The 20,832-nt window shown below is 58.2% G+C and carries 20 protein-coding genes; 14 read left to right on the top strand and 6 right to left on the bottom strand.

Annotation, left to right across the window (positions count from 1 at the left end; translation table 11 throughout):
* Nucleotides 1-13 precede the first annotated feature (13 nt).
* The gene (locus RHN82_RS06945) at nt 14-1,582 is read left to right on the top strand and encodes a methyl-accepting chemotaxis protein (protein ID WP_047052602.1); all 1,569 of its coding nucleotides are present in this window, start codon (nt 14-16) and stop codon (nt 1,580-1,582) included.
* 37 nt (nt 1,583-1,619) lie between these two features.
* Here the strand turns inward: RHN82_RS06945 and fbp are convergent, their stop codons facing one another.
* Nucleotides 1,620-2,618 carry a class 1 fructose-bisphosphatase gene (fbp, locus tag RHN82_RS06940; protein WP_003856070.1) on the bottom strand — a complete coding sequence of 333 codons (999 nt, stop codon included), beginning with the start codon at nt 2,616-2,618 and terminating at the stop codon, nt 1,620-1,622.
* Between the two features lie 179 nt (nt 2,619-2,797).
* Here fbp and mpl point away from each other — a divergent pair, with 179 nt between their 5' ends.
* Nucleotides 2,798-4,171, top strand: a complete 1,374-nt coding sequence (gene mpl, locus RHN82_RS06935) for a UDP-N-acetylmuramate:L-alanyl-gamma-D-glutamyl-meso-diaminopimelate ligase (protein WP_017694649.1) — start codon at nt 2,798-2,800, stop codon at nt 4,169-4,171.
* Nucleotides 4,172-4,275: 104 nt separating this feature from the next.
* Here mpl and yjgA read toward each other — a convergent pair whose 3' ends face one another.
* Nucleotides 4,276-4,827: a ribosome biogenesis factor YjgA gene (gene yjgA / locus RHN82_RS06930; RefSeq protein WP_003856072.1), complete on the bottom strand. Its 552-nt coding sequence runs from the start codon at nt 4,825-4,827 to the stop codon at nt 4,276-4,278.
* Between the two features lie 96 nt (nt 4,828-4,923).
* Here yjgA and pmbA point away from each other — a divergent pair, with 96 nt between their 5' ends.
* Nucleotides 4,924-6,276 (top strand): metalloprotease PmbA, encoded by a 1,353-nt coding sequence (gene pmbA, locus RHN82_RS06925; RefSeq protein ID WP_015572506.1) that lies wholly within the window; start codon nt 4,924-4,926, stop codon nt 6,274-6,276.
* A 42-nt stretch (nt 6,277-6,318) separates the two neighbouring features.
* Nucleotides 6,319-6,705, top strand: a complete 387-nt coding sequence (cybC, locus tag RHN82_RS06920; RefSeq protein WP_047052601.1) for a cytochrome b562 — start codon at nt 6,319-6,321, stop codon at nt 6,703-6,705.
* A gap of 70 nt (nt 6,706-6,775) precedes the next feature.
* Here cybC and RHN82_RS06915 read toward each other — a convergent pair whose 3' ends face one another.
* The gene (locus RHN82_RS06915) at nt 6,776-6,931 is read right to left on the bottom strand and encodes a Hok/Gef family protein (protein ID WP_047052600.1); all 156 of its coding nucleotides are present in this window, start codon (nt 6,929-6,931) and stop codon (nt 6,776-6,778) included.
* A 417-nt stretch (nt 6,932-7,348) separates the two neighbouring features.
* Here RHN82_RS06915 and RHN82_RS06910 point away from each other — a divergent pair, with 417 nt between their 5' ends.
* From RHN82_RS06910 to RHN82_RS06865, 10 genes are all read left to right on the top strand, one after another.
* Nucleotides 7,349-7,687: a PRD domain-containing protein gene (locus tag RHN82_RS06910; RefSeq protein ID WP_026080657.1), complete on the top strand. Its 339-nt coding sequence runs from the start codon at nt 7,349-7,351 to the stop codon at nt 7,685-7,687.
* A 10-nt stretch (nt 7,688-7,697) separates the two neighbouring features.
* Entirely contained in the window at nt 7,698-8,060 is a 363-nt protein-coding gene (locus RHN82_RS06905; RefSeq protein WP_006810339.1) for an SFCGS family glycine-rich protein, read from the top strand.
* Between the two features lie 2 nt (nt 8,061-8,062).
* Nucleotides 8,063-8,362: a DUF4312 family protein gene (locus RHN82_RS06900; RefSeq protein ID WP_006810338.1), complete on the top strand. Its 300-nt coding sequence runs from the start codon at nt 8,063-8,065 to the stop codon at nt 8,360-8,362.
* 22 nt (nt 8,363-8,384) lie between these two features.
* Nucleotides 8,385-9,161 (top strand): DUF4311 domain-containing protein, encoded by a 777-nt coding sequence (locus tag RHN82_RS06895; RefSeq protein ID WP_006810337.1) that lies wholly within the window; start codon nt 8,385-8,387, stop codon nt 9,159-9,161.
* A gap of 13 nt (nt 9,162-9,174) precedes the next feature.
* Nucleotides 9,175-9,816: a DUF4310 family protein gene (locus RHN82_RS06890; protein WP_003856081.1), complete on the top strand. Its 642-nt coding sequence runs from the start codon at nt 9,175-9,177 to the stop codon at nt 9,814-9,816.
* Between the two features lie 42 nt (nt 9,817-9,858).
* Nucleotides 9,859-10,992 (top strand): amidohydrolase/deacetylase family metallohydrolase, encoded by a 1,134-nt coding sequence (locus RHN82_RS06885; RefSeq protein ID WP_047052599.1) that lies wholly within the window; start codon nt 9,859-9,861, stop codon nt 10,990-10,992.
* Complete coding sequence (locus RHN82_RS06880; RefSeq protein ID WP_047052598.1) at nt 10,976-12,094, top strand: DgaE family pyridoxal phosphate-dependent ammonia lyase; 1,119 nt, start codon at nt 10,976-10,978, stop codon at nt 12,092-12,094. The genes RHN82_RS06885 and RHN82_RS06880 overlap by 17 nt, the downstream gene beginning before the upstream one ends.
* The gene (gene dagF, locus RHN82_RS06875; protein ID WP_047052597.1) at nt 12,091-12,831 is read left to right on the top strand and encodes a 2-dehydro-3-deoxy-phosphogluconate aldolase; all 741 of its coding nucleotides are present in this window, start codon (nt 12,091-12,093) and stop codon (nt 12,829-12,831) included. The genes RHN82_RS06880 and dagF overlap by 4 nt, the downstream gene beginning before the upstream one ends.
* A 114-nt stretch (nt 12,832-12,945) precedes the next feature.
* Nucleotides 12,946-14,082 (top strand): lactonase family protein, encoded by a 1,137-nt coding sequence (locus RHN82_RS06870; RefSeq protein ID WP_048982379.1) that lies wholly within the window; start codon nt 12,946-12,948, stop codon nt 14,080-14,082.
* Nucleotides 14,083-14,101: 19 nt separating this feature from the next.
* Nucleotides 14,102-16,012 (top strand): transcription antiterminator, encoded by a 1,911-nt coding sequence (locus RHN82_RS06865; protein WP_045614781.1) that lies wholly within the window; start codon nt 14,102-14,104, stop codon nt 16,010-16,012.
* A 32-nt stretch (nt 16,013-16,044) separates the two neighbouring features.
* Here RHN82_RS06865 and nrdG read toward each other — a convergent pair whose 3' ends face one another.
* The 3 genes from nrdG to treC form a co-directional block, all read right to left on the bottom strand.
* Nucleotides 16,045-16,509, bottom strand: a complete 465-nt coding sequence (nrdG, locus tag RHN82_RS06860) for an anaerobic ribonucleoside-triphosphate reductase-activating protein (protein ID WP_047052595.1) — start codon at nt 16,507-16,509, stop codon at nt 16,045-16,047.
* Between the two features lie 140 nt (nt 16,510-16,649).
* Complete coding sequence (gene nrdD, locus RHN82_RS06855; RefSeq protein WP_023305323.1) at nt 16,650-18,788, bottom strand: anaerobic ribonucleoside-triphosphate reductase; 2,139 nt, start codon at nt 18,786-18,788, stop codon at nt 16,650-16,652.
* 373 nt (nt 18,789-19,161) lie between these two features.
* Nucleotides 19,162-20,805, bottom strand: a complete 1,644-nt coding sequence (gene treC / locus RHN82_RS06850; RefSeq protein ID WP_047052594.1) for an alpha,alpha-phosphotrehalase — start codon at nt 20,803-20,805, stop codon at nt 19,162-19,164.
* Between the last annotated feature and the right edge of the window lie 27 nt (nt 20,806-20,832).

Here is a 20,832-nt window from a genome sequence, read left to right as displayed (position 1 = left end):
CGGAAATAACATCATGCTTAAAACGCTATCGATTCGTACCGGCTTGCTCTCTTTACTGGCCGTTATGACCCTTCTGCTGCTGATTGTCAGCGGCATCGGCATTTATGCCCTTACACAAAGTTCCGCTTCTCTCCAGCGCATCAATCATCTTCAGGGTGAACAGATGGTGCAGCTGAATGCCGGCTATACGCTGATCCTGCGCGCGCGAAACGAAGCGGGGCAGGCCGTCCGCATGATGGAGGTCGGCCTGCTGGACGATGCGGCCAGGGCGGTCAAAACCATTAACCAGGAAGTGGCGCTGGCACAGAAAACGCTGAAGGGCGTGATCGGCAGCGGCGTGGCGGATGAGCAGGGGCAAAAGCTGCTGGATAACGTCGCCGCGAGCCTGGCGGTGTACAACCAGCAGGGTATCAGCCCGATGCTGAAAGCCCTGAACGAGCAAAGCGCGGACAGCTATTACGATCTGCTGGAAAACAAGCTGGTCCCGGTGGCGAAGCAGTTTGATAACGATATGCAGGCGTTCCAGGCATGGAGCGAGGCGCGCGGCAAAGCGGAGGTGAGCGCCGTGCAGGCGAGTAAAACCCGCGTGCTGATCCTGATTATCGTTGCGGCGCTGCTGACGGCTGGCATTATCGTGCTGGCCTGGCTGGTGCTGCGCCATATGCTGCTCAAGCCGCTTTCAGCCTCGATTGCCCAGCTGGAACATGTGGCGGCCGGGGATTTAACCCATACCCTGAACGCGCCAGCGAGCCAGGAATTTAATCGCCTTAACGCGGCGATCGAAGAGATGCGCCAGTCGCTGATGGACTCGGTTCTGCGGGTGCGTGACGCCAGCTCGCAGATTGATACCGGCAGCCGCGAGCTGACGGCCGGGAATATGAACCTGGCCCAGCGCACGGAATCCACCGCCACCTCGCTGGAGCAGACGGCCGCCAGCATGGAAGAGATCACCGCCACGGTGAGACTTAACGCCGATAACGCCGAGCAGGCGCACCAGCTGGCGAAGTCGGTCTCCGATACCGCCGATCACGGCAGCGAAATGGTCTGTTATGTCATTGAGAAGATGCGCGACATCTCCGGCAGCTCGGCGCGCATCGCCGATATCCTGAGCGTCATCGACGGCATTGCCTTCCAGACCAATATTCTGGCGCTGAACGCCTCCGTTGAAGCGGCGCGTGCGGGTGAGCAGGGGCGAGGTTTTGCGGTCGTGGCGGGTGAGGTGCGTAATCTCGCCAGCCGCAGTGCTGATGCGGCGAAAGAGATCCGCTCGCTTATCAGCGATTCGCAAACCCACGTGAACGAGGGCAGCGAGCTGGCGCAGCAGGCCGGTGAGACGATGGACGAGATCGCCACCGAAGTACTGCGTATGACCAAACTGATGCGTGAAATTGCGACGGCGTCTCAGGAGCAGAGCCGCGGCATTGAGCAGGTGAATATCGCCGTCAACCAGATGGATGAAACGGCGCAGCAAAATGCGGCGCTGGTCCAGCAATCATCTGCGGCAACACGTTCCCTGGAGGAGCAGTCGCGCGAGCTGATGGAAGCGATGGCCTCCTTCAAGCTGACGACGCAAACGGCCTGAAAAAAAGGGGAGCCTGACGGGCTCCCCTTTCTATGCGTTACGCGTCCGGGAATTCGCGGATCATGCGTTCAACGTCATCCACCATATGGCGGTTGCCGACGAAGAATGAACGGCGCTGGTGCAGGCTTTCCGGCACGATATCCAGAATACGCTCTTTACCGTCGCTCGCCTTGCCGCCTGCCTGTTCGGCCAGGAACGCCATTGGGTTGCACTCGTACAGCAGACGCAGTTTTCCGTCCGGGTGGCTGGCGGTGCTTGGGTAGAGGTAAATACCGCCCTTCAGCAGGTTACGGTGGAAATCCGCCACCAGCGAGCCGATATAGCGCGAGGTGTACGGGCGCTGGGTGGCTTTATCCTCTTCCTGGCAGAATTTGATGTACTTCTTCACGCCGTTCGGGAATTTGATGTAGTTGCCTTCGTTGATGGAGTAGGTGTTGCCCTTCTCCGGGAAGCGCATACGCTCCTGGCACAGGCAGAACACGCCCAGGGACGGATCGTAGGTAAAGGCGTGTACGCCGCAGCCGGTGGTGTACACCAGCATGGTGGACGAGCCATACACCACATAACCGGCAGCAACCTGTTTACTGCCCGGTTGCAGGAAGTCTTCTTCCGTCACCGGTGTGCCAACCGGCGTGACGCGACGGTAGATGGAGAAAATGGTACCGACAGAAACGTTAACGTCGATGTTGGAGGAGCCGTCCAGCGGATCCATCAGAACAACGTATTTCGCGTGTTCACACCCTTCGAATACGACGATCTCATCTTCTTCTTCAGAGGCGATACCCGCAACGATGTCGCGCGCGCGCAGTGCTGCTTTCAGTTTTTCATTGGCGAACAGGTCGAGTTTCTGCTGAACCTCACCCTGAACGTTCTCGGCACCGCTGGCACCCAGGATATCGACCAGACCGGCCTTGTTGATATCGCGGTGGATGATCTTAGCGCCCAGCTTTATTGCCGACAGCAAAGCAGTGAGCTCACCCGTAGCATGAGAGAACTCGTGCTGCTTTTCGACAATAAATTCACCTAACGTTTTCATAACACTTTCCCTGCATCTTATGTTGAGTAAAGCGGTTGATGTCCAACAATCTTAACAAACATTCAAATATTAGCGCAGAGGTGAATCGCGCCAGCAAAATACGGATTTACCTGAAATGCGTTTCACAGCCGCTGACATGTGCGTAAAATGTGCGCCACATTGAAGAAGGATAGTGACGTATGCGCATTCATATATTGGGGATTTGTGGCACTTTCATGGGCGGACTGGCAATGCTGGCGCGCTCGCTGGGCCATGAAGTGACAGGTTCGGACGCCAATGTGTATCCGCCGATGAGCACGCTGCTCGAGAAGCAGGGAATTTCTCTGATTCAGGGATATGACGCCAGCCAGCTGGAGCCGCAGCCGGATCTGGTGATCGTGGGTAACGCCATGACCCGTGGGAATCCATGCGTTGAAGCGGTGCTGGAACGCAATATCCCGTACATGTCTGGCCCGCAGTGGCTGCATGATTTTGTCCTGCGCGACCGCTGGGTTGTCGCCGTTGCCGGGACGCACGGCAAAACCACCACCGCCGGTATGGCGACCTGGATCCTCGAAGCCTGCGGCTACAAGCCGGGCTTCGTGATCGGCGGCGTACCGGGCAATTTCGACGTCTCCGCGCGTCTGGGCGACAGCCCGTTCTTTGTGATTGAAGCGGATGAATACGACTGCGCGTTCTTCGACAAGCGTTCTAAATTCGTGCATTACTGCCCACGCACGCTGATCCTCAACAACCTTGAGTTCGATCACGCGGATATCTTTGACGACCTGAAAGCGATTCAGAAACAGTTCCACCATCTGGTGCGCATTGTTCCGGGTCAGGGCCGCATTATCCTGCCGGAGAACGACATCAACCTGAAGCAGACTATGGCGATGGGGTGCTGGAGCGAGCAGGAGCTGGTGGGCGAGCAGGGGCACTGGCAGGCGAAAAAGCTCAACGCCGATGCCTCCGAATGGGAAGTGCTGCTCGACGGTGAGAAAGTGGGCGAGGTGAAGTGGGGCCTGGTGGGCGAACACAACATGCACAACGGCCTGATGGCGATCGCCGCGGCGCGTCACGTGGGCGTACTGCCTGCGGATGCCGCCAATGCGCTGGGCTCGTTTATCAACGCCCGTCGCCGTCTGGAACTGCGCGGTGAAGCCCACGGTGTGACGGTGTACGACGATTTCGCGCACCACCCAACGGCCATTCTGGCGACGCTTGCCGCATTGCGTGGCAAAGTTGGCGGCACCGCGCGCATTCTGGCCGTGCTGGAACCACGTTCGAACACCATGAAAATGGGCATCTGCAAAGACGATCTCGCGCCGTCCTTAGGGCGTGCCGACGAGGTCTTCCTGCTGCAACCGCAGCATATTCCGTGGCAGGTGGCCGAAGTGGCAGACGCCTGCATTCAGCCAGCGCACTGGAGTGCGGACGTGGATGTCTTAGCGGATATGGTGGTGAAAGCCGCACAGCCTGGCGATCACATTCTGGTGATGAGCAACGGCGGGTTTGGTGGGATCCATCAGAAGCTGCTGGACGGTCTGGCTAAGAAAGCCGCGGCCGCAGAGTAAAAAAAGCCCGGTGGCGCTAGCGCTTACCGGGCCTACATTTTTTCGCACGACCTTGTAGGCCGGATAAGGCGTTTACGCCGCCATCCGGCGCAAACCCGCACAGATTACTCTTCGTTCTCAGACAGCTCGCGCAGATACTGGAAAATCAGGCGCGCAGACTTCGGCGGCTTATTCCCTTCTTTCTCTTTCTTCGCGTTGCGGATAAGCGATCGCAGCTGCTGGCGGTCGGCATTGGGCCACAGGTTCAGCACTTCAGGTACCGCGTCATCACCCTGCTCGATCAAACGATCGCGGATCTGCTCCAGCTTATGGAACAGCGCAACCTGCTGGTTGTGGCGGTTTTTCAGTTTGTCCAGCGCCTGACGGATCGGCTCCACGTCGCGCTGACGCAGCAGTTTACCGATAAGCTGAAGCTGGCGGCGACGCCCTTCTTTCTTGATTTTCTGTGCCAGTTCAATGGCATCACGCAGATCCTGGTCGAGCGGGATCTTATCCAGCGCGTTTTTACCCAGTTCTACCATTTCTGCGCCAAGCTGTTTTAACTCTTCGGCGTCACGTTTAATTTCACTTTTACTGACCCAGATGATCTCATCATCTTCGTCTTCGATGTCATCACCGGGAACGTCGTCGAGCCAGTCTTCGGGCTGCTTAGTCATGTCAGGCTCCTTAAAAAAAAGAGGCTAATGTTACCAGTTAAGACGCGCACTGAAAAACGGTTCTCTGTTAGACTTCACTTAACTCTCTCTTACAGTATGGCATTTGCGATGAAAGTAACCTCACAAGTTGAAGCGCAGCGTAAGATCCTGGAAGAAGCCGTCTCCACCGCGCTGACGCTCGCTTCAGGTAAATCAGATGGCGCCGAAGTGGCGGTCAGCAAAACCACTGGCATTAGCGTGAGCACCCGCTATGGCGAAGTGGAGAATGTAGAATTTAACAGCGATGGCGCGCTGGGGATCACCGTGTATCACCAGAATCGCAAAGGCAGCGCGTCGTCTACCGATCTCAGTCCGGATGCCATCGCCCGTACGGTGCAGGCGGCGCTGGATATCGCGCGGTACACCTCCCCGGACCCTTACGCTGGTGTGGCCGATAAAGAGCTGCTGGCGTTTGACGCGCCGGATCTCGATCTGTTCCATCCCGCGGAAGTGACGCCGGACGAAGCCATTGAGCTGGCCGCGCGAGCCGAGCAGGCCTCTTTGCAGGCTGACAAACGCATCACCAATACCGAAGGCGGCAGCTTTAACAGCCACTACGGCATCAAAGTGTTTGGTAACTCCCATGGCATGTTGCAGGGGTACTGCTCAACCCGCCACTCGCTTTCCAGCTGCGTCATCGCCGAAGAAAACGGCGATATGGAGCGTGATTACGCGTATACCATTGGCCGCGCGCTGGGGGATTTGCAGTCTCCGGAGTGGGTGGGAAAAGCGTGCGCCGAACGCACGCTGTCACGCCTGTCGCCGCGTAAACTCTCCACCATGAAAGCGCCGGTCATTTTTGCCAACGAAGTGGCAACCGGTCTGTTTGGTCATCTGGTGGGGGCGATTGCGGGCGGTTCGGTGTACCGTAAATCAACCTTCCTGCTCGACTCGCTGGGCAAGCAGATCCTGCCGGAATGGCTGACCATCGAAGAGCACCCACACCTGCTGAAAGGGCTGGCCTCCACGCCGTTCGACAGCGAAGGCGTACGCACGGAACGCCGGGATATCGTTAAAGACGGCATTCTGACCCAGTGGCTGCTGACCAACTACTCCGCGCGTAAGCTGGGGCTGAAAAGCACCGGACACGCGGGCGGCATCCACAACTGGCGCATTGCCGGACAGGGCCTGAATTTTGAACAGATGCTGAAAGAGATGGGCACCGGCCTGGTGGTCACCGAGCTGATGGGGCAGGGCGTGAGCGGTATCACCGGCGACTACTCTCGCGGTGCGGCGGGCTTCTGGGTTGAAAACGGTGAAATTCAGTATCCGGTGAGCGAAATCACCATCGCCGGGAACCTCAAGGACATGTGGCGCAATATTGTTACGGTCGGTAACGATATTGAAACACGCAGCAATATTCAGTGTGGTTCTGTATTACTGCCGGAGATGAAAATCGCCGGGCAATAATCCCTGTAAGAGCGTGATTAATAATAAAAAAGGAAGTGAGCAATGCGTAAACACCTGTTAGCGATCGTCGCGGCTTCAACGCTGGTTCTTGGCTCATCTGCGTTTGCTGCCGATCTCGAAGACAACATGGACATCCTCAGTCAAAATCTGAAGGTGGTGCAGAAAACCGACAATGCGGCGGAAATGAAAGACGCACTGACCAAGATGCGTGAAGCCGCGCTGGATGCGCAAAAAGCGACGCCGCCGAAGCTGGAAAGCAAAGCGGCGAACAGCGCCGAGATGAAAGACTACCGTCACGGCTTTGACGTGCTGGTCGGCCAGATTGACGGCGCGCTGAAGCTGGCGAACGAAGGCAAAGTGAAGGAAGCCCAGGCGGCAGCCGATCAGTTTGTCGCGACCCGCAACACGTACCACAAAAAATATCGTTAATTGGGTGCCTGAGCTGTACGTCCTCTCTTCGTATGCGGAGGCGCATTATGCGCCCCCGCATCGTTGCTCCCTACTTGCCGGAGCGACAATCCATCCGCGCTGTCACTTCAAGCGAGCCGTTACGATAGCGGATCTCGCACAGTGTTTTCCTCGTCACCAGCGTTAAGATGATTATCGTCAAAGCAATAATCATCAAAACCCGGATAATTGGGGACTGGCGTTTCATGGATGCCTCCTTGCTTTAAAGCGGGCGAGGTAGCGAACTCCACGGTCGTGACGTGTCGTTTCGAGCCCCCGCCCTGATTTTTTATCAGGCGGGGCTTTCCACTTTCCGTCCCATGCCTGAGACGGTCAGTCTCAAGCACCCGCAGCCACTCTACCCAATCCCCATAAGAAAACCTTATCCACGTCACATTTCTACGAGCCTGCTCGTAATCTTTTCCACTCCGCTTAGCAGTCTAATGCCGCGTAATAGCGTGATATTCATCACGTAAATCCAGCGATTTATACAGATTCACCGCATTTATGTGGCACAGATCACTGCCGCTGCTCGCCTTTCCACTTCGAAGTGGAAAACAACTCGCTACAAACAATTCCCCCTCGACGTTAGTTTTATTCCAGAGCCATTAACGGGGTAAGACGAGTGATTAACGGAGCGGTAATGAACGACGTTGGGGAACAGGCGGTGCAAACAGAACAGCTCGCGAACACCATGCTTCAGCAGGTCTACGCCCTGCTGGCCCGGCACAACATCATTCCCAACGCGGTACAGGAGCAGATGCTGACCTCCCACGTTCGCGCAATGGCGCACCGGTCCGTGACCGGCGAGCCGCTGCCGGAGGTTGAAGCAGAGCTGTTCGACGAAATTTCACCAGATTCAATGCAACTTGCCCGTGAAGTGGTAGCGCAGTTCGGCAACCTTCCTGATGAAGAGGCCTGGCTGCTCTCCGTTCACTTCGAAGTCGCGAAAGACAACCTTTAAGGAGCAACACATGGAACAGATTACAGTCGTGATTGGCGATCGCCTGGGTAAAGGTCAGAAAGTGGCTGCGGGTGTGGAAAAAGCCGGCGGACGCGCGGTTGTCGTACCGGGCATGGCAGCGGATATGAAGCTCGGTGACGTGATGAAAGCGGAAAACGCCACCTTCGGGATCTCCTTCTGCGGCAGCGGCGGCGCGGGCGCCATCACCGCTCAGACCAAATATGGCTACAAGGCCAAATACGGCATGCGCTCCGTGGATGAGGGGGTGACCGCCATCAACGAAGGCTGCAACGTGCTGGGCTTTGGCTTTATGGATAAAGAAGAGCTGGGCGAGCGTCTGGTACAGGCGTGGCAGAAGAAATACGGCGCGTAAGCATGAAAGAACAGTTCACAACCACGGTGAGAGTGAAGGGGAAGGGCGACGCCAAAGCGCGCGCCTTTGCCGACGCCCTCAACCACGTTCAGGCCGCGGTGATGAAAGCCTCACCGCATATCTTACTGCGTATTGAGCCACAGGATGTGCAGGTTGTTCAGGCGCAAGAAGCGGTGCGAAAAGAAGCGTTTCTGTTCTTCTTTTTGCGTCGGGAAAGACGCACCTACAGCGTGGAGCTGGATGTGACCGTCAACGTGACCGCCATCAATCTCGACCAGGTGGATTTCGTCACGCAACGCTGATTATTCATAAAAGGGCAGACTGATGTTCTTAATTATATTAATAAAATCGCTCATCATTGGCGGCCTGGTTGGCGTCGGTGTTGGCGCCGGGGCTGCACGCATGTTTCATGCGCCTACCACTCAGGGTATGGGCGCGTTTCGTACGTTGGGGGAACTGAACTCCTGCGAAGGGGATCCGGCGTCCCACTTCTCCTTTGGGTTAGGTTTCTTCTTTAACGCCTGGGCCTCTTCCGTGGCCGCAGGTGCCTTCACACAGGACGTTGACCACCGCATCATCCCGAACTGGGGTGCTGCTGCACTGATGATCAAAAACCGTAATGTCGGTGAAACGCTGCATGATCCGCGCAAAATGGCGATTGCCTGCGGCATCATCGGCATGATTGTCGTGACCTTCCTTAACCTGACCGCCTCCTCCGTTCCGGCAGCGCTTCAGGTCACCGCTGTGAAGGTGCTGGTACCGGCGGCGAACCTGCTGGTCAACACCGTCATGCCGGTGATCTTCTGGCTGGCGGCCATCGACGCGGGCAAAAAATCGGGCTTCTGGGCCACCATCTTTGGCGGCGCGGCACAGCTGATCATGGGTAACGCCGTACCGGGCCTGGTACTGGGTATTCTGATTGGTAAAGGCGTGGAAGAGAGCGGCTGGAACCACGTCACCAAAGTGATGATGGCGGCGATCGTCCTGCTCTTCGTGCTGAGCGGCTTCTTCCGCGGTTTCGACATGAAGATGATCGAATCCTTCCATCTGACCGTGCCGAACTGGCTCGACATGATCCACAACTCGCTCAGCGGTAAATAACAGGAGCCTCTACATGGAACAGAATAAAGGTTTTTGGTATGCCGACTGGTCGTTCCCGATCTTCGTTGGCCTGCTCTCCTCCGGCGTGTTTGCCGGGACGCACATGTACTACCTCTACGGCATCGGCGCGTTTAACGAAGTGGCCTTTGTGGCGATGCTGAAAGCGGGAATCGATACCGGCGTCTACGGCGCGGTGGCGGCATTTGGCGCGAGCTTCCTGTTCGCCCGTATTATCGAAGGGTCGCTGGTGGGTATTCTTGATATCGGCGGGGCGATCCAGACCGGCGTAGGCCTCGGCGTACCGGCGCTGCTGCTGGGCGCGGGGATCATGTTCCCGGTGACCAACTTCATTGCTTCGCTGATTACCGGCCTGGTGATTGGCCTGGCGATTGGCTACGTCATCATCCTGGCGCGCAAGTTCACCATCAACCAGAGCAACTCCACCTACGGTGCAGACGTGATGATGGGTGCGGGTAACGCCTCCGGCCGCTTCCTCGGGCCGTTGATTATCCTCAGCGCCATGACCGCCTCCATTCCAATCGGCGTCGGTTCGCTGGTGGGCGCGCTGCTGTTCTACATCTGGCAGAAGCCGATTACCGGTGGCGCCATCCTCGGCGCAATGATTTTGGGCTGGCTGTTCCCGGTCGCCCTTTAATACCCGCGGGCGCTTCGGTGCCCGCTTTATCAGGAGATCCTCATGTTTGATTTACTCCTGCGCCGTGCGCGCCTCGCCGACGATACCCTGACCGATATCGCCATTCAGGACGGGAAGATCGCCGCGACAGGCGATATTGACGCTCCCGCCCGCAAAACGGTTGAGCTTAACGGTGACGTGTTCGTTAGCGCGGGCTGGATTGACTCCCACGTCCACTGCTACCCGAACTCCCCGATTTACCACGACGAGCCGGACAGCGTGGGCATTGCCACCGGCGTCACCACCGTGGTGGACGCGGGCAGTACCGGGGCCGACGACGTGGACGATTTCTATGAGATCACCCGCAAGGCCTCCACCGAGGTTTTTGCCCTGCTGAACATCTCCCGCGTGGGGCTGATCGCCCAGAACGAGCTGGCCAATATGGCCAATATTGACGCCGACGCGGTGAAGCAGGCGGTAAAGCGCCACCCGGATTTTATCGTTGGCCTGAAGGCGCGCATGAGCAGCAGCGTGGTCGGTGAAAACGGCATCACCCCGCTGGCGCGGGCGAAAGCGATTCAGAAAGAGAACGGCGACCTGCCGCTGATGGTCCACATCGGCAACAACCCGCCGAACCTCGATGAGATTGCCGAACTGCTGAGCTCCGGCGACATCATCACCCACTGCTACAACGGCAAGCCTAACCGCATTCTGACGCCTTCCGGCGAGCTGCGCGCCTCCATCACCTCCGCCCTGAAGCGCGGCGTGCGTCTGGACGTCGGCCACGGCACGGCGAGCTTCAGCTTTGAGGTGGCGAAACGCGCCATCGCGATGGGCATTCTGCCGCACACCATCAGCTCGGATATCTACTGCCGCAACCGCATCAACGGCCCGGTCGGCTCGATGGCGAGCGTGATGTCAAAATTCCTCGCCATCGGCATGTCATTGCCGCAGGTGATTGACTGCGTCACCGCCAACGCCGCCGACGGCCTGCGCCTGACGCGCAAAGGCCGCATTCAGTCTGGCCTCGACGCCGATCTGACGCTGTTTACCCTCAAGCGCCAGCCGACGGTGCTGACGGATGCCGAAAACGACAGCCTACAGGCTGAACACATTCTGGTGCCGCTTGCCGCGATCCGCGCGGGCAAGGGCTACATGACCGAACAAGGGAGCACGGAACATGCCTTCGATTTATGAGAAGTACAACTTAAAGCAGGTTATCAACACCTCTGGCCGCATGACGGCGCTGGGTGTCTCCACGCCGCGCCCGGAAGTGGTGCAGGCGGCGATGGACGGCATGAATCACTACTTCGAGATGAAGGATCTGGTCAATAAAACCGGGGAATACATCGCGAAGCTGCTGGAGGTGGAAGGGGCGACGGTGGTCTCCTGCGCGTCGGCGGGCATTGCCCAGTCCGTGGCGGCGGTGCTGGTGAAAGACAGCGACTGGCTGCTGGAAAACCTGCACGTCACCCCGATTGAAAATAACGAGATCGTCCTGCCGAAAGGCCACAACGTGAACTTTGGCGCGCCGGTGGGCACCATGGTGGCGCTGGGCGGCGGCAGGCTGGTGGAAGCGGGCTACGCCAACGAATGCTCTGCCGATCAGCTGGCGGCGGCGATCACCCCGCGCACGGCGGCGATCCTCTACATTAAATCGCACCACTGCGTGCAGAAAAGCATGCTCAGCGTTGAGCAGGCGGCGGTTGTGGCGCGTAAACACGACTTACCACTGATCGTTGATGCCGCGGCGGAAGAAGATCTGCATACCTATTACCGATCCGGCGCCGATCTGGTGATCTACAGCGGCGCGAAGGCGATTGAAGGGCCAACCAGCGGCCTGGTGATCGGCAAAACCCAGTACGTTGAGTGGGTGAAGCGCCAGACGGCGGGCATTGGCCGCGCGATGAAGGTGGGCAAAGAGGGCATTCTTGGCCTGACCTGCGCCATCGAACACTACCTGACGGCCACCAAAGAGAGCGGGGCCGAGATGGTGGCGAAGATGACGCCATTTATCGACGCGCTCAACACCCTGAACGGCGTTACCGCGCGCGTGGTCTGGGACAGCGCCGGGCGTGACATCGCCCGCACCGAGATTAAGTTCGACGAAGCCACCACCGGCGTTGGCACCGGTGAACTGGTGAACGCGCTGAAGCAGGGCGAATACGCCATTTACTTCCGTGGCTATAAAGCCAACGAAGGGATTATCGAAGCGGACGTGCGCAGCGTAAATGCTGACCAGCTGAACATCGTGTACCGCCGCATTAGCGAAGTATTAGGACAGGAGAAAAACGCATGAAACTGACCCCCAACTTTTACCGTGACCGCGTCTGCCTGAACGTGCTGGCAGGATCGAAAACCAACGCCAGCGCCATTTACGAGGCGGCGGAAGGTCATGTGCTGGTGGGCGTGCTCTCCAAAAATTACCCGGACGTGGCGAGCGCCGTTGCCGATATGCGTGAGTACGCAGCCCTGATTGATAACGCGCTCTCCGTGGGGCTGGGCGCGGGCGATCCGAACCAGTCGGCGATGGTGAGTGAAATCTCCCGCCAGGTACAGCCGCAGCACGTTAACCAGGTCTTTACCGGCGTGGCCACCAGCCGCGCGCTGCTGGGGCAGAATGAGTCCGTGGTCAACGGTCTGGTCTCCCCGACCGGCACCGTCGGGATGGTGAAAATCTCCACCGGACCGCTGAGCAGCAACGCGCCTGACGGCATCGTACCGGTTGAAACCGCTATCGCCCTGCTAAAAGATTTCGGCGGTAGCTCCATCAAATACTTCCCGATGGGCGGCCTGAAATGCCGTGACGAATACCAGGCGGTGGCGGAAGCCTGCGCCCGTCACGACTTCTGGCTGGAGCCGACCGGGGGAATCGATCTGGAGAACTTCGAGGCGATCTTGCAGATCGCCCTGGATGCGGGCGTGAGCAAAATCATCCCGCATATCTACAGCTCGATTATCGATAAAGCCAGCGGCGATACGCGTCCGGAAGATGTGCGTACGCTGCTGGCGATGACGAAGAAGCTGGTGAAGTAGTATCTGCCCTCACCCTAACCCTCTCCCAAAGGGAGAGGGAACTTTTGCCCCCTCTCCCTTTGGGAGAGGGCCGGGGTGAGGGAAAACAAACCGCACACACCCGAAGGAGCCACCATGCACACCCGTACCCTGCTTGTCGCTTCACTCTCTTTACTTGCTACCTCTGCAATCGCTCAAACCCAGTACGCCTGGGTGGGCACCTATAATCCGAACGGTGAAGGGCTGTACCGCTTTACCGTCGACCCGCAAACCGGTGCGCTGAACGATAAAACACTGGTGAGCAAACTGCCGAACGCCGCGCAGTTAACCGTCTCACACGACGGCAAAACGCTGTATCTGGCAAGCGAAGTGGAGCAGGGCGTGGTGCAGGCGTTGCGCATCGGCGATAACGGCACGCTGAGCGAGCTGAATCAGGTGGCCTCCGGCGGCGCGGGGCCGGTGTATCTTTCCCTGACGCCGAACGGCAAACATCTGCTGGCGGCAAACTACGTCAGCGGAACTGTCGCGGTGCTGCCCGTTAACGCAGACGGCAGCCTGGGCGATGCTACGGACACCCATCAGGACAAAGGCGAACCGGGCGCGGCGAAGCCGGAAGCTGCCGTCAAGGGCAGTTTTGCCATCAGCGATCATAACGGCCCGCATGCGCACATGATCGCCGCCGATCCGAGCGGGAAATACGTTTTTTCCACCGATCTGGGGCTGGATCGCATCTATCAGTACCGTTTAGACGATCAAACCGGAAAGCTGACCCCGAACGATCCGCCGTTTATCAGCGCCTCCTCAAAAGGGGCCGGGCCGCGCCACTTCGTCTTTACGCCGAAAGGCGATGCCCTGTGGCTGATTAACGAAGAGGCGTCTACGCTCACCCATTATGCGCTGGACAGTAATGGCAGGCTGAAAGAGGGTAAAACGGTTTCAGCCCTGCCGGACGGTTATAAAGGCACCAGTTTTGCTGCCGGGCTGGCGCTAAGCGCCGACGGGAAACAGCTGTATGTCGCTAACCGTTTGCATAACAGCATCGGTCACTTTACCGTAACGGCGGAGGGTACGCTGACGCATCAGGATGATGTCTGGACGCGCGGCGACTATCCGCGCACCCTGACGCTCGATAAGCAGGGTCGCTGGCTGTACGTCATGAACCAGCGCAGCGACAACATCACCCGTTTCCGCGTGGCGCCGGACGGCAAGCTGAGCGCCGAGCCAGACTATACCCCGGTCGGCAGCCCATCCCAGATGGTCATTTCACCCTGAGCAGTAAGAGGACAACGATGTGCGATTTCCGAACCAACGTTTAGCGCAACTTTTCGATCTGTTGCAAAACGAGACGCTGCCGCAGGACGAGCTGGCGCAGCGGCTGTCGGTCTCCACGCGAACCGTCCGGGCGGATATCACCGCCCTGAACGCGCTGCTGGCCAGCCACGGCGCGCAGTTCATTTTGAGCCGGGGCAACGGCTATCAGCTCAAAATCAATGATGTGACGCGCTATCAGCAATTGCAGGCGTCCCACCCGCGCGCGCTGCGTATTCCGCGAACCGGACCGGAGCGCGTGCACTATCTGGTGGTGCGTTTTCTGACGTCTGCCTTTTCCCTCAAGCTGGAGGATCTGGCCGATGAGTGGTTCGTCAGCCGGGCCACGTTGCAGAGCGACATGGTGGAAGTGCGTGAGTGGTTTCACCGTTATAACCTGACGCTGGAAACCCGCCCGCGCCACGGCATGAAGCTGTTTGGCAGCGAGATGGCGATCCGCGCCTGCCTGACCGACCTCCTGTGGGAGCTGGCGCAGCAGGACAGCCTGAACCCGCTGGTGACCGACGTGGCGCTGAACGCGGGCGTGGCGGAAAAGATGGTGCCGGTGCTGCACGATGCGCTGACGCGCCATCACATTCGCCTGACCGATGAAGGCGAGCTGTTCCTGCGCCTGTACTGCGCGGTGTCGGTGCGGCGCATCAGCGAAGGGTATCCGCTGCCGGAATTCCACGCGGAAGACGTGGAAGAGAACGTGCGTGAGGCGGCGAAAGATATCGCGGTGGCTATCCAGGAGCTGGCGGGCAAAGCGCTGTCGCCGTCAGAAGAGAGCTGGCTGTGCGTGCACATTGCGGCGCGGCAGATCCAGGAGATCGCCCCGAGCGCCATTAACGCCGACGACGACGAAGCCCTGGTCAACTACATTCTGCGCTACATCAACACCCACTATAACTACAACCTGCTCAGCGATGAGCAACTGCATGCAGATCTGCTCACGCACATCAAAACCATGATCACCCGCGTGCGGTATCAAATCATGATCCCCAATCCGCTGCTGGATAACATCAAGCAGCACTACCCGATGGCGTGGGATATGACCCTCGCGGCGGTGTCGAGCTGGGGCAAATACACGCCGTATGTGATCAGCGAAAACGAAATTGGTTTTCTGGTGCTGCATATCGGCGTTGGGCTGGAGCGCCATTACAACATCGGCTACCAGCGCCAGCCGCGGGTGCTGCTGGTATGCGATGCCGGTAACGCGATGGTGCGCATGATCGAGGCGGTGCTTCAGCGTAAATACCCGCAGATTGAGGTGACGCGCACGCTCACCCTGCGCGAGTACGAGCTTGCCGATGCCATTGGCGAAGACTTCGTGATCTCCACCGCCCGCGTGAGCGAAAAATCCAAACCGGTGGTGATGATCGCCCCGTTCCCGACCGATTATCAGTTAGAGCAGATCGGCAAGCTGGTGCTGGTGGATCGCACCCGCCCGTGGATGCTGGAAAAATACTTCGACGCGGCCCATTTCCGCATTCTCGACAAGCCTGTCGACCAGCAAACGCTGTTCCGCGAACTGTGCGGGCAGCTTGAAAGGGAAGGTTTTGTTGGCGCGGAGTTTCTGGATTCGGTTATTGAGCGTGAAGCCATCGTCAGCACCATGCTCGGCGACGGCATCGCGCTGCCGCACTCCCTCGGCCTGCTGGCGCAAAAAACGGTGGTCTACACCGTGCTGGCGCCGCAGGGCATTCAGTGGGGAGATGAAACCGCCCATGTCATCTTCCTGCTCGCCATCAGCAAAAGCGAGTACGAAGAGGCAATGGCGATTTACGACATCTTTGTCACCTTCCTGCGTGAACGCGCGATGGCGCGCCTGTGCCAGTGCGAGAATTTTGCGGCGTTTAAGGCTGAGGCGATGGAGAGTTTGAGTCGGTTTTGACGTTCAGGCGGACAGAGGATATCCGCCTGCATTCAACGCAGATGATGCACAACCTGATTGCTGCTGCCGCGCCAGATAAGCATAGGATCTTTTAGATCCTGCACGAACTTGCCGTCGACCAGAACGTTAATCAGATCCACCACTTCCATCTGCTGCGCATTCAGTTCATCCAGCTTATAGCCCGTCCAGACCCAGATGTCTTTTCCCGCGCACTCGCGGCGGATGCGTTTTACCAGCTTCAGGATCGCCGGCACGTTTTGCGGATGGAGCGGGTCGCCGCCGGAGAGCGAGATCCCCTGGCGTTTGATGCGCGTGTCGTTCAGGTCGTTGATAATGTGGTCTTCCATCTCAGCGGTAAACGGCATACCCGAGTTCAGCCGCCAGGTGCTTTTGTTGTAGCAGCCGGGGCACTCGTGAACGCAGCCTGATACAAACAGGGTACAGCGGGTGCCGGGTCCGTTGACGATGTCGACGGGGTAGTACTGGTGATAGTTCATAGCGTTAACCTGATGCCCTCACCCCGGCCCTCTCCCACAGGGAGAGGGAGAAAACCGGTGGCCGGAATAACAATGTGCTCGATCGGTTCCCTCTCCCTTGAGGGAGAGGGGTAGGGTGAGGGGGAAACCCTGCGCAGAACTTACCCGATCTGCCCATTCCCCAGATGTTTCACCCTGCGCTTCACCTCCTCCTGCTTACCGGCGTTAAACGGACGGGCGTCCGGGCTGCCAAGGTAGCCGCACACGCGACGGGTCACGGAGACGCGAGCTGCATCGTGGTTACCGCATTTCGGGCAGGTGAAGCCTTTGCTGGTGCACTCGAACTCACCGGTAAAGCCGCACTCGTAGCACTCGTCGATTGGCGTGTTGGTTCCGTAGTACGGCACGTGCTGATAGCTGTAATCCCACACGTCTTCCAGCGCCTTCAGGTTGTGCTGAATGTTCGGGTACTCGCCGTAGCAGATAAAACCGCCGTTCGCGATGGGCGGATAAGCCGCTTCGAAGTCGATCTTGTCGTACGGGTTCACCTTCTTCTCAACGTCAAGGTGGAAGCTGTTGGTGTAGTAACCTTTGTCGGTCACGCCTTCCACGATGCCGAACTCGGCGGTGTCCAGACGGCAGAAGCGATCGCAGAGGTTTTCGCTCGGCGTGCTGTACAGGCTGAAACCGTAGCCAGTTTCCTCTTTCCACTGGTCTACCGCATCGCGCAGGCGCTGCACAATCGCGATACCTTTCTCACGCAGGGCGTCGTTGTCATAGATATGCTTGTCGCCAAACAGCGCGTTAATCGTTTCGTGAATGCCGATATAGCCAAGAGAGATCGACGCGCGACCGTTTTTGAAGATCTCCGACACATCATCGTCCGCCTTCAGGCGCACGCCGCAGGCCCCTTCCATATAGAGAATTGGCGCGACGCGGGCTTTCACCCCTTCAAGACGGGCGATGCGGGTCATCAGCGCCTTACGTGCCAGCTGTAAACGTTCATCCAGCAGCGTCCAGAAGGCCGCTTCATTCCCTTTGGCTTCCAGCGCGATGCGCGGCAGGTTCAGGCTGATGACGCCCAGGTTGTTGCGCCCGTCGTGGATCTGCTCGCCGTTCTCATCCTCGTACACGCCGAGGAAGCTGCGGCAGCCCATTGGCGTTTTAAACGAACCGGTGACTTTCACCACCTGGTCGTAGTTGAGGATATCCGGGTACATACGCTTGCTCGCGCACTCCAGCGCCAGCTGCTTGATGTCGTAGTTCGGATCGCCAAACTTGTGGTTCAGGCCGTCGCGGATGGCGAACACCAGTTTCGGGAACACCGCCGTTTTACGGTTTTTACCGAGGCCGGAGATACGGTTGCGCAGAATTGACTGCTGGATCAGGCGTGATTCCCAGCTGGTGCCGAGGCCAAACCCGAAGGTCACAAACGGCGTCTGGCCGTTGGCGGTGTGCAGCGTGTTTACCTCATATTCCAGCGACTGGAACGCGTCGTAGCACTCTTTCTCGGTGCGGGAACGGGCGTAACCGTCGGCATCCGGGATCTGCCACTCTTCCGCCGTTTTACGGTGTTTGTTGAAGCTTTCGGTCACGAACGGGGCCAGCACTTCATCGATGCGGTTAATGGTGGTGCCGCCATAGATGTGGCTCGCCACCTGGGCGATGATCTGCGCCGTGACCGCCGTCGCGGTGGAGATGGATTTCGGCGGCTCAATCTCGGCGTTACCCATTTTAAAACCGTGGGTCAGCATGCCTTTCAGGTCGATAAGCATGCAGTTAAACATCGGGAAGAACGGCGAGTAGTCGAGATCGTGATAGTGGATCTCACCGCGCTCGTGCGCTGATACCACATCGCGCGGCAGCAGATGCTGACGGGCATAGTGCTTGGCGACGATACCGGCCAGCAGGTCGCGCTGGGTCGGGATCACTTTACTGTCTTTATTGGCATTTTCATTGAGCAGCGACGAGTTGGTTTGCTCTACCAGGCCGCGGATCTCCTGGTTCAGGCGACCGCGTTTCTCACGCTGGACGTCACGGTCGTGACGATACTCAATGTAGGCGCGCGCCAGCTGCTTGTACGGACCAGACATCAGCTGGTTTTCAACCGCGGTCTGGATCTCGTTGATATCCACCTGGCTGCGTTCATGCATCTGGCTGCTAACGACTTCTGCGACGGTGGCGCAGTAATCTGCGTCATCGACTCCCGCTGCTTTAGCTGCACGCAGAATGGCTTCTTTGATGCGCTCTGATTTAAACGGCACTTTACAGCCATCACGTTTCATCACATGCGGTGTCATGATCACTCCATTTTAAAAACAGGTTATCCACAGAGGTGGAGAAGTATTCACCGGGCGTATTCCTCGCCGCGGCAAAGACTTCCCGCGTGCCCAGCCCGTGTTATCCACAATTCCGGCCAGCGTAAGCGCCGTCTTGTTGTTGGAATAGTAGACGATAAATACAAGATGTTGGGTCGGCGTGCATTTTAAGTGCTACATATAGTGATTTGCATCAAACAAGTTTGCGATTTTTTTGATGCAGAACAAAGTAAAAAGACGAGAGTACAAACGGCGGGCGCTGGGGCAATTGTAAAGACGCGAAGGAAAAATCTGATTAATTATTCAACAAAAACAGCAAAGTAAGCCGGACACGGCATCGTGCCCGGCGGAGGAATTACTGCTTTAACCACCACACGGCTTCAAACGGACGAAGCGTTGAGGTTTGAGGGGCGGGGTAGTTACTTATCACCACCTGCGACTCGCCGCTGAGAGCGTCCGCTTGCCATTCCTGAGGCGAATGACTCAGATTCGCCACCACCATCAGCGTTTGTCCCTGCCACTGGCGGCGGTAGCACCACAGGGAAGGGTGGTCAGGCAGGAGATCCTCATAATCCCCCCACGTCAGTACCGGCAGGGTTTTGCGCAGGCGAATCAGCGACTGATAGGTGTAGAACACCGAATTGGGGTCATCCAGCGCCGCGCGGACATTCACGGTTTCGTAGTTGTCGCAGACGCCAATCCACGGCTCGGCCTCGGTAAAGCCCGCATTATGCGAGGCGTCCCACTGCATCGGCGTGCGGCCATTATCACGTGACTTACTCGCCAGAATCGCCAGTAGTTCATCCGTATCGCGACCGTTAGCCCGCTGTTCGGCGAACATGTTCAGGCTTTCCACGTCGCGGTAGTCGGTGATACGGCTGAAATGCGGGTTGGTCATACCCAGCTCTTCACCCTGGTAGATATACGGTGTGCCCTGCATCCCGTGCAGCACCATGCCGAGCATTTTCGCCGCCGCCACGCGGTGTTCCCCTTCGTCACCAAAGCGCGACACGATGCGCGGCTGGTCATGGTTACACCAGAACAGCGCGTTCCAGGCTTTGTTGTGCATCCCCTGCTGCCAGTGGCGGAAAAGGGTTTTTAGCGCCACGAAGTCCGGCTTCGCCTTCGTCCATTTTTCGCCGCCGGGGTAGTCCACCTTGAGGTGGTGGAAGTTAAAGGTCATCGACAGCTCGCGGCCGTCAAGAGATGCGTACTGCTGGCAGTTCTCCAGCGAGGTGGAGGACATCTCGCCCACCGTCATCAGGTTACGCGGCGTAAAGACGTCGCGGCTCATCTCCTGAAGATATTCGTGGATGCGCGGCCCGTCAGTGTAGAAGCGGCGACCGTCGCCGAGGGTATCGTCCGGGAAATCCTGATCTTTTGAAATCAGGTTGATGACGTCGAGACGCAAGCCGTCCACGCCGCGATCGGCCCAGAACTCGCACACTTTTTTCAGCTCGGCGCGCACCGCCGGGTTTTCCCAGTTGAGATCCGCCTGCTCCGGCGCGAACAGGTGCAGATAATACTGCTCGCTTTCGGCGTGCCAGCGCCAGGCGTTGCCGCCAAACTTGGAGCGCCAGTTGTTGGGAAGCGTATCCGGCGTACCGTCGCGCCAGATATAGAACTGGCGGTACGGACTCGCTTTATCCAGCGACTCGCGGAACCAGGCGTGCTGGGTGGACGTGTGGTTAAAGACCATATCCAGCACGATGCGGATGCCGTATTCATGCGCCCGGGCAACCAGTTCGTCAAAGTCGTCCAGCGTGCCGTAGGTCGGGTCGATGGCAGTGTAGTTCGCCACGTCGTAACCGTTATCCACCTGCGGGGAGATATAAAACGGCGTCAGCCAGATGGCGTCAATGCCGAGGGTTTTCAGGTAGTCCAGGCGCTGCGTCACGCCGCGCAGATCGCCCGTGCCGCTGCCGGTGGTGTCCTGGAAACTCTTTGGGTAAATCTGATAGATGACGCCGTTCTGCCACCAGTGAGGAAGGGTATTCATAGTACGTTCCTGCAAATGCGAAGGGGC

Origin of the sequence: Enterobacter cloacae complex sp. EB5, assembly GCF_031432835.1 — a bacterium.
In the GTDB taxonomy this organism is placed as follows: Bacteria; Pseudomonadota; Gammaproteobacteria; order Enterobacterales; family Enterobacteriaceae; genus Enterobacter; species Enterobacter hormaechei_C.
Note: the sequence above shows the minus strand (reverse complement) of the source record. Positions and strands in the feature narration are given on the sequence as shown.

What these genes read in the sequence shown, in the direction of transcription:
- treC (WP_047052594.1), bottom strand. Translation starts at nt 20,805, where the DNA reads ATGAATACCCTTCCTCACTGGTGGCAGAACGGCGTCATCTATCAGATT.
- RHN82_RS06895 (WP_006810337.1), top strand. Translation starts at nt 8,385, where the DNA reads ATGTTCTTAATTATATTAATAAAATCGCTCATCATTGGCGGCCTGGTT.
- fbp (WP_003856070.1), bottom strand. Translation starts at nt 2,618, where the DNA reads ATGAAAACGTTAGGTGAATTTATTGTCGAAAAGCAGCACGAGTTCTCT.
- RHN82_RS06905 (WP_006810339.1), top strand. Translation starts at nt 7,698, where the DNA reads ATGGAACAGATTACAGTCGTGATTGGCGATCGCCTGGGTAAAGGTCAG.
- RHN82_RS06890 (WP_003856081.1), top strand. Translation starts at nt 9,175, where the DNA reads ATGGAACAGAATAAAGGTTTTTGGTATGCCGACTGGTCGTTCCCGATC.
- nrdD (WP_023305323.1), bottom strand. Translation starts at nt 18,788, where the DNA reads ATGACACCGCATGTGATGAAACGTGATGGCTGTAAAGTGCCGTTTAAA.
- yjgA (WP_003856072.1), bottom strand. Translation starts at nt 4,827, where the DNA reads ATGACTAAGCAGCCCGAAGACTGGCTCGACGACGTTCCCGGTGATGAC.
- RHN82_RS06880 (WP_047052598.1), top strand. Translation starts at nt 10,976, where the DNA reads ATGCCTTCGATTTATGAGAAGTACAACTTAAAGCAGGTTATCAACACC.
- RHN82_RS06915 (WP_047052600.1), bottom strand. Translation starts at nt 6,931, where the DNA reads ATGAAACGCCAGTCCCCAATTATCCGGGTTTTGATGATTATTGCTTTG.
- mpl (WP_017694649.1), top strand. Translation starts at nt 2,798, where the DNA reads ATGCGCATTCATATATTGGGGATTTGTGGCACTTTCATGGGCGGACTG.
- RHN82_RS06945 (WP_047052602.1), top strand. Translation starts at nt 14, where the DNA reads ATGCTTAAAACGCTATCGATTCGTACCGGCTTGCTCTCTTTACTGGCC.
- pmbA (WP_015572506.1), top strand. Translation starts at nt 4,924, where the DNA reads ATGGCATTTGCGATGAAAGTAACCTCACAAGTTGAAGCGCAGCGTAAG.
- nrdG (WP_047052595.1), bottom strand. Translation starts at nt 16,509, where the DNA reads ATGAACTATCACCAGTACTACCCCGTCGACATCGTCAACGGACCCGGC.
- RHN82_RS06885 (WP_047052599.1), top strand. Translation starts at nt 9,859, where the DNA reads ATGTTTGATTTACTCCTGCGCCGTGCGCGCCTCGCCGACGATACCCTG.
- cybC (WP_047052601.1), top strand. Translation starts at nt 6,319, where the DNA reads ATGCGTAAACACCTGTTAGCGATCGTCGCGGCTTCAACGCTGGTTCTT.
- dagF (WP_047052597.1), top strand. Translation starts at nt 12,091, where the DNA reads ATGAAACTGACCCCCAACTTTTACCGTGACCGCGTCTGCCTGAACGTG.
- RHN82_RS06900 (WP_006810338.1), top strand. Translation starts at nt 8,063, where the DNA reads ATGAAAGAACAGTTCACAACCACGGTGAGAGTGAAGGGGAAGGGCGAC.
- RHN82_RS06870 (WP_048982379.1), top strand. Translation starts at nt 12,946, where the DNA reads ATGCACACCCGTACCCTGCTTGTCGCTTCACTCTCTTTACTTGCTACC.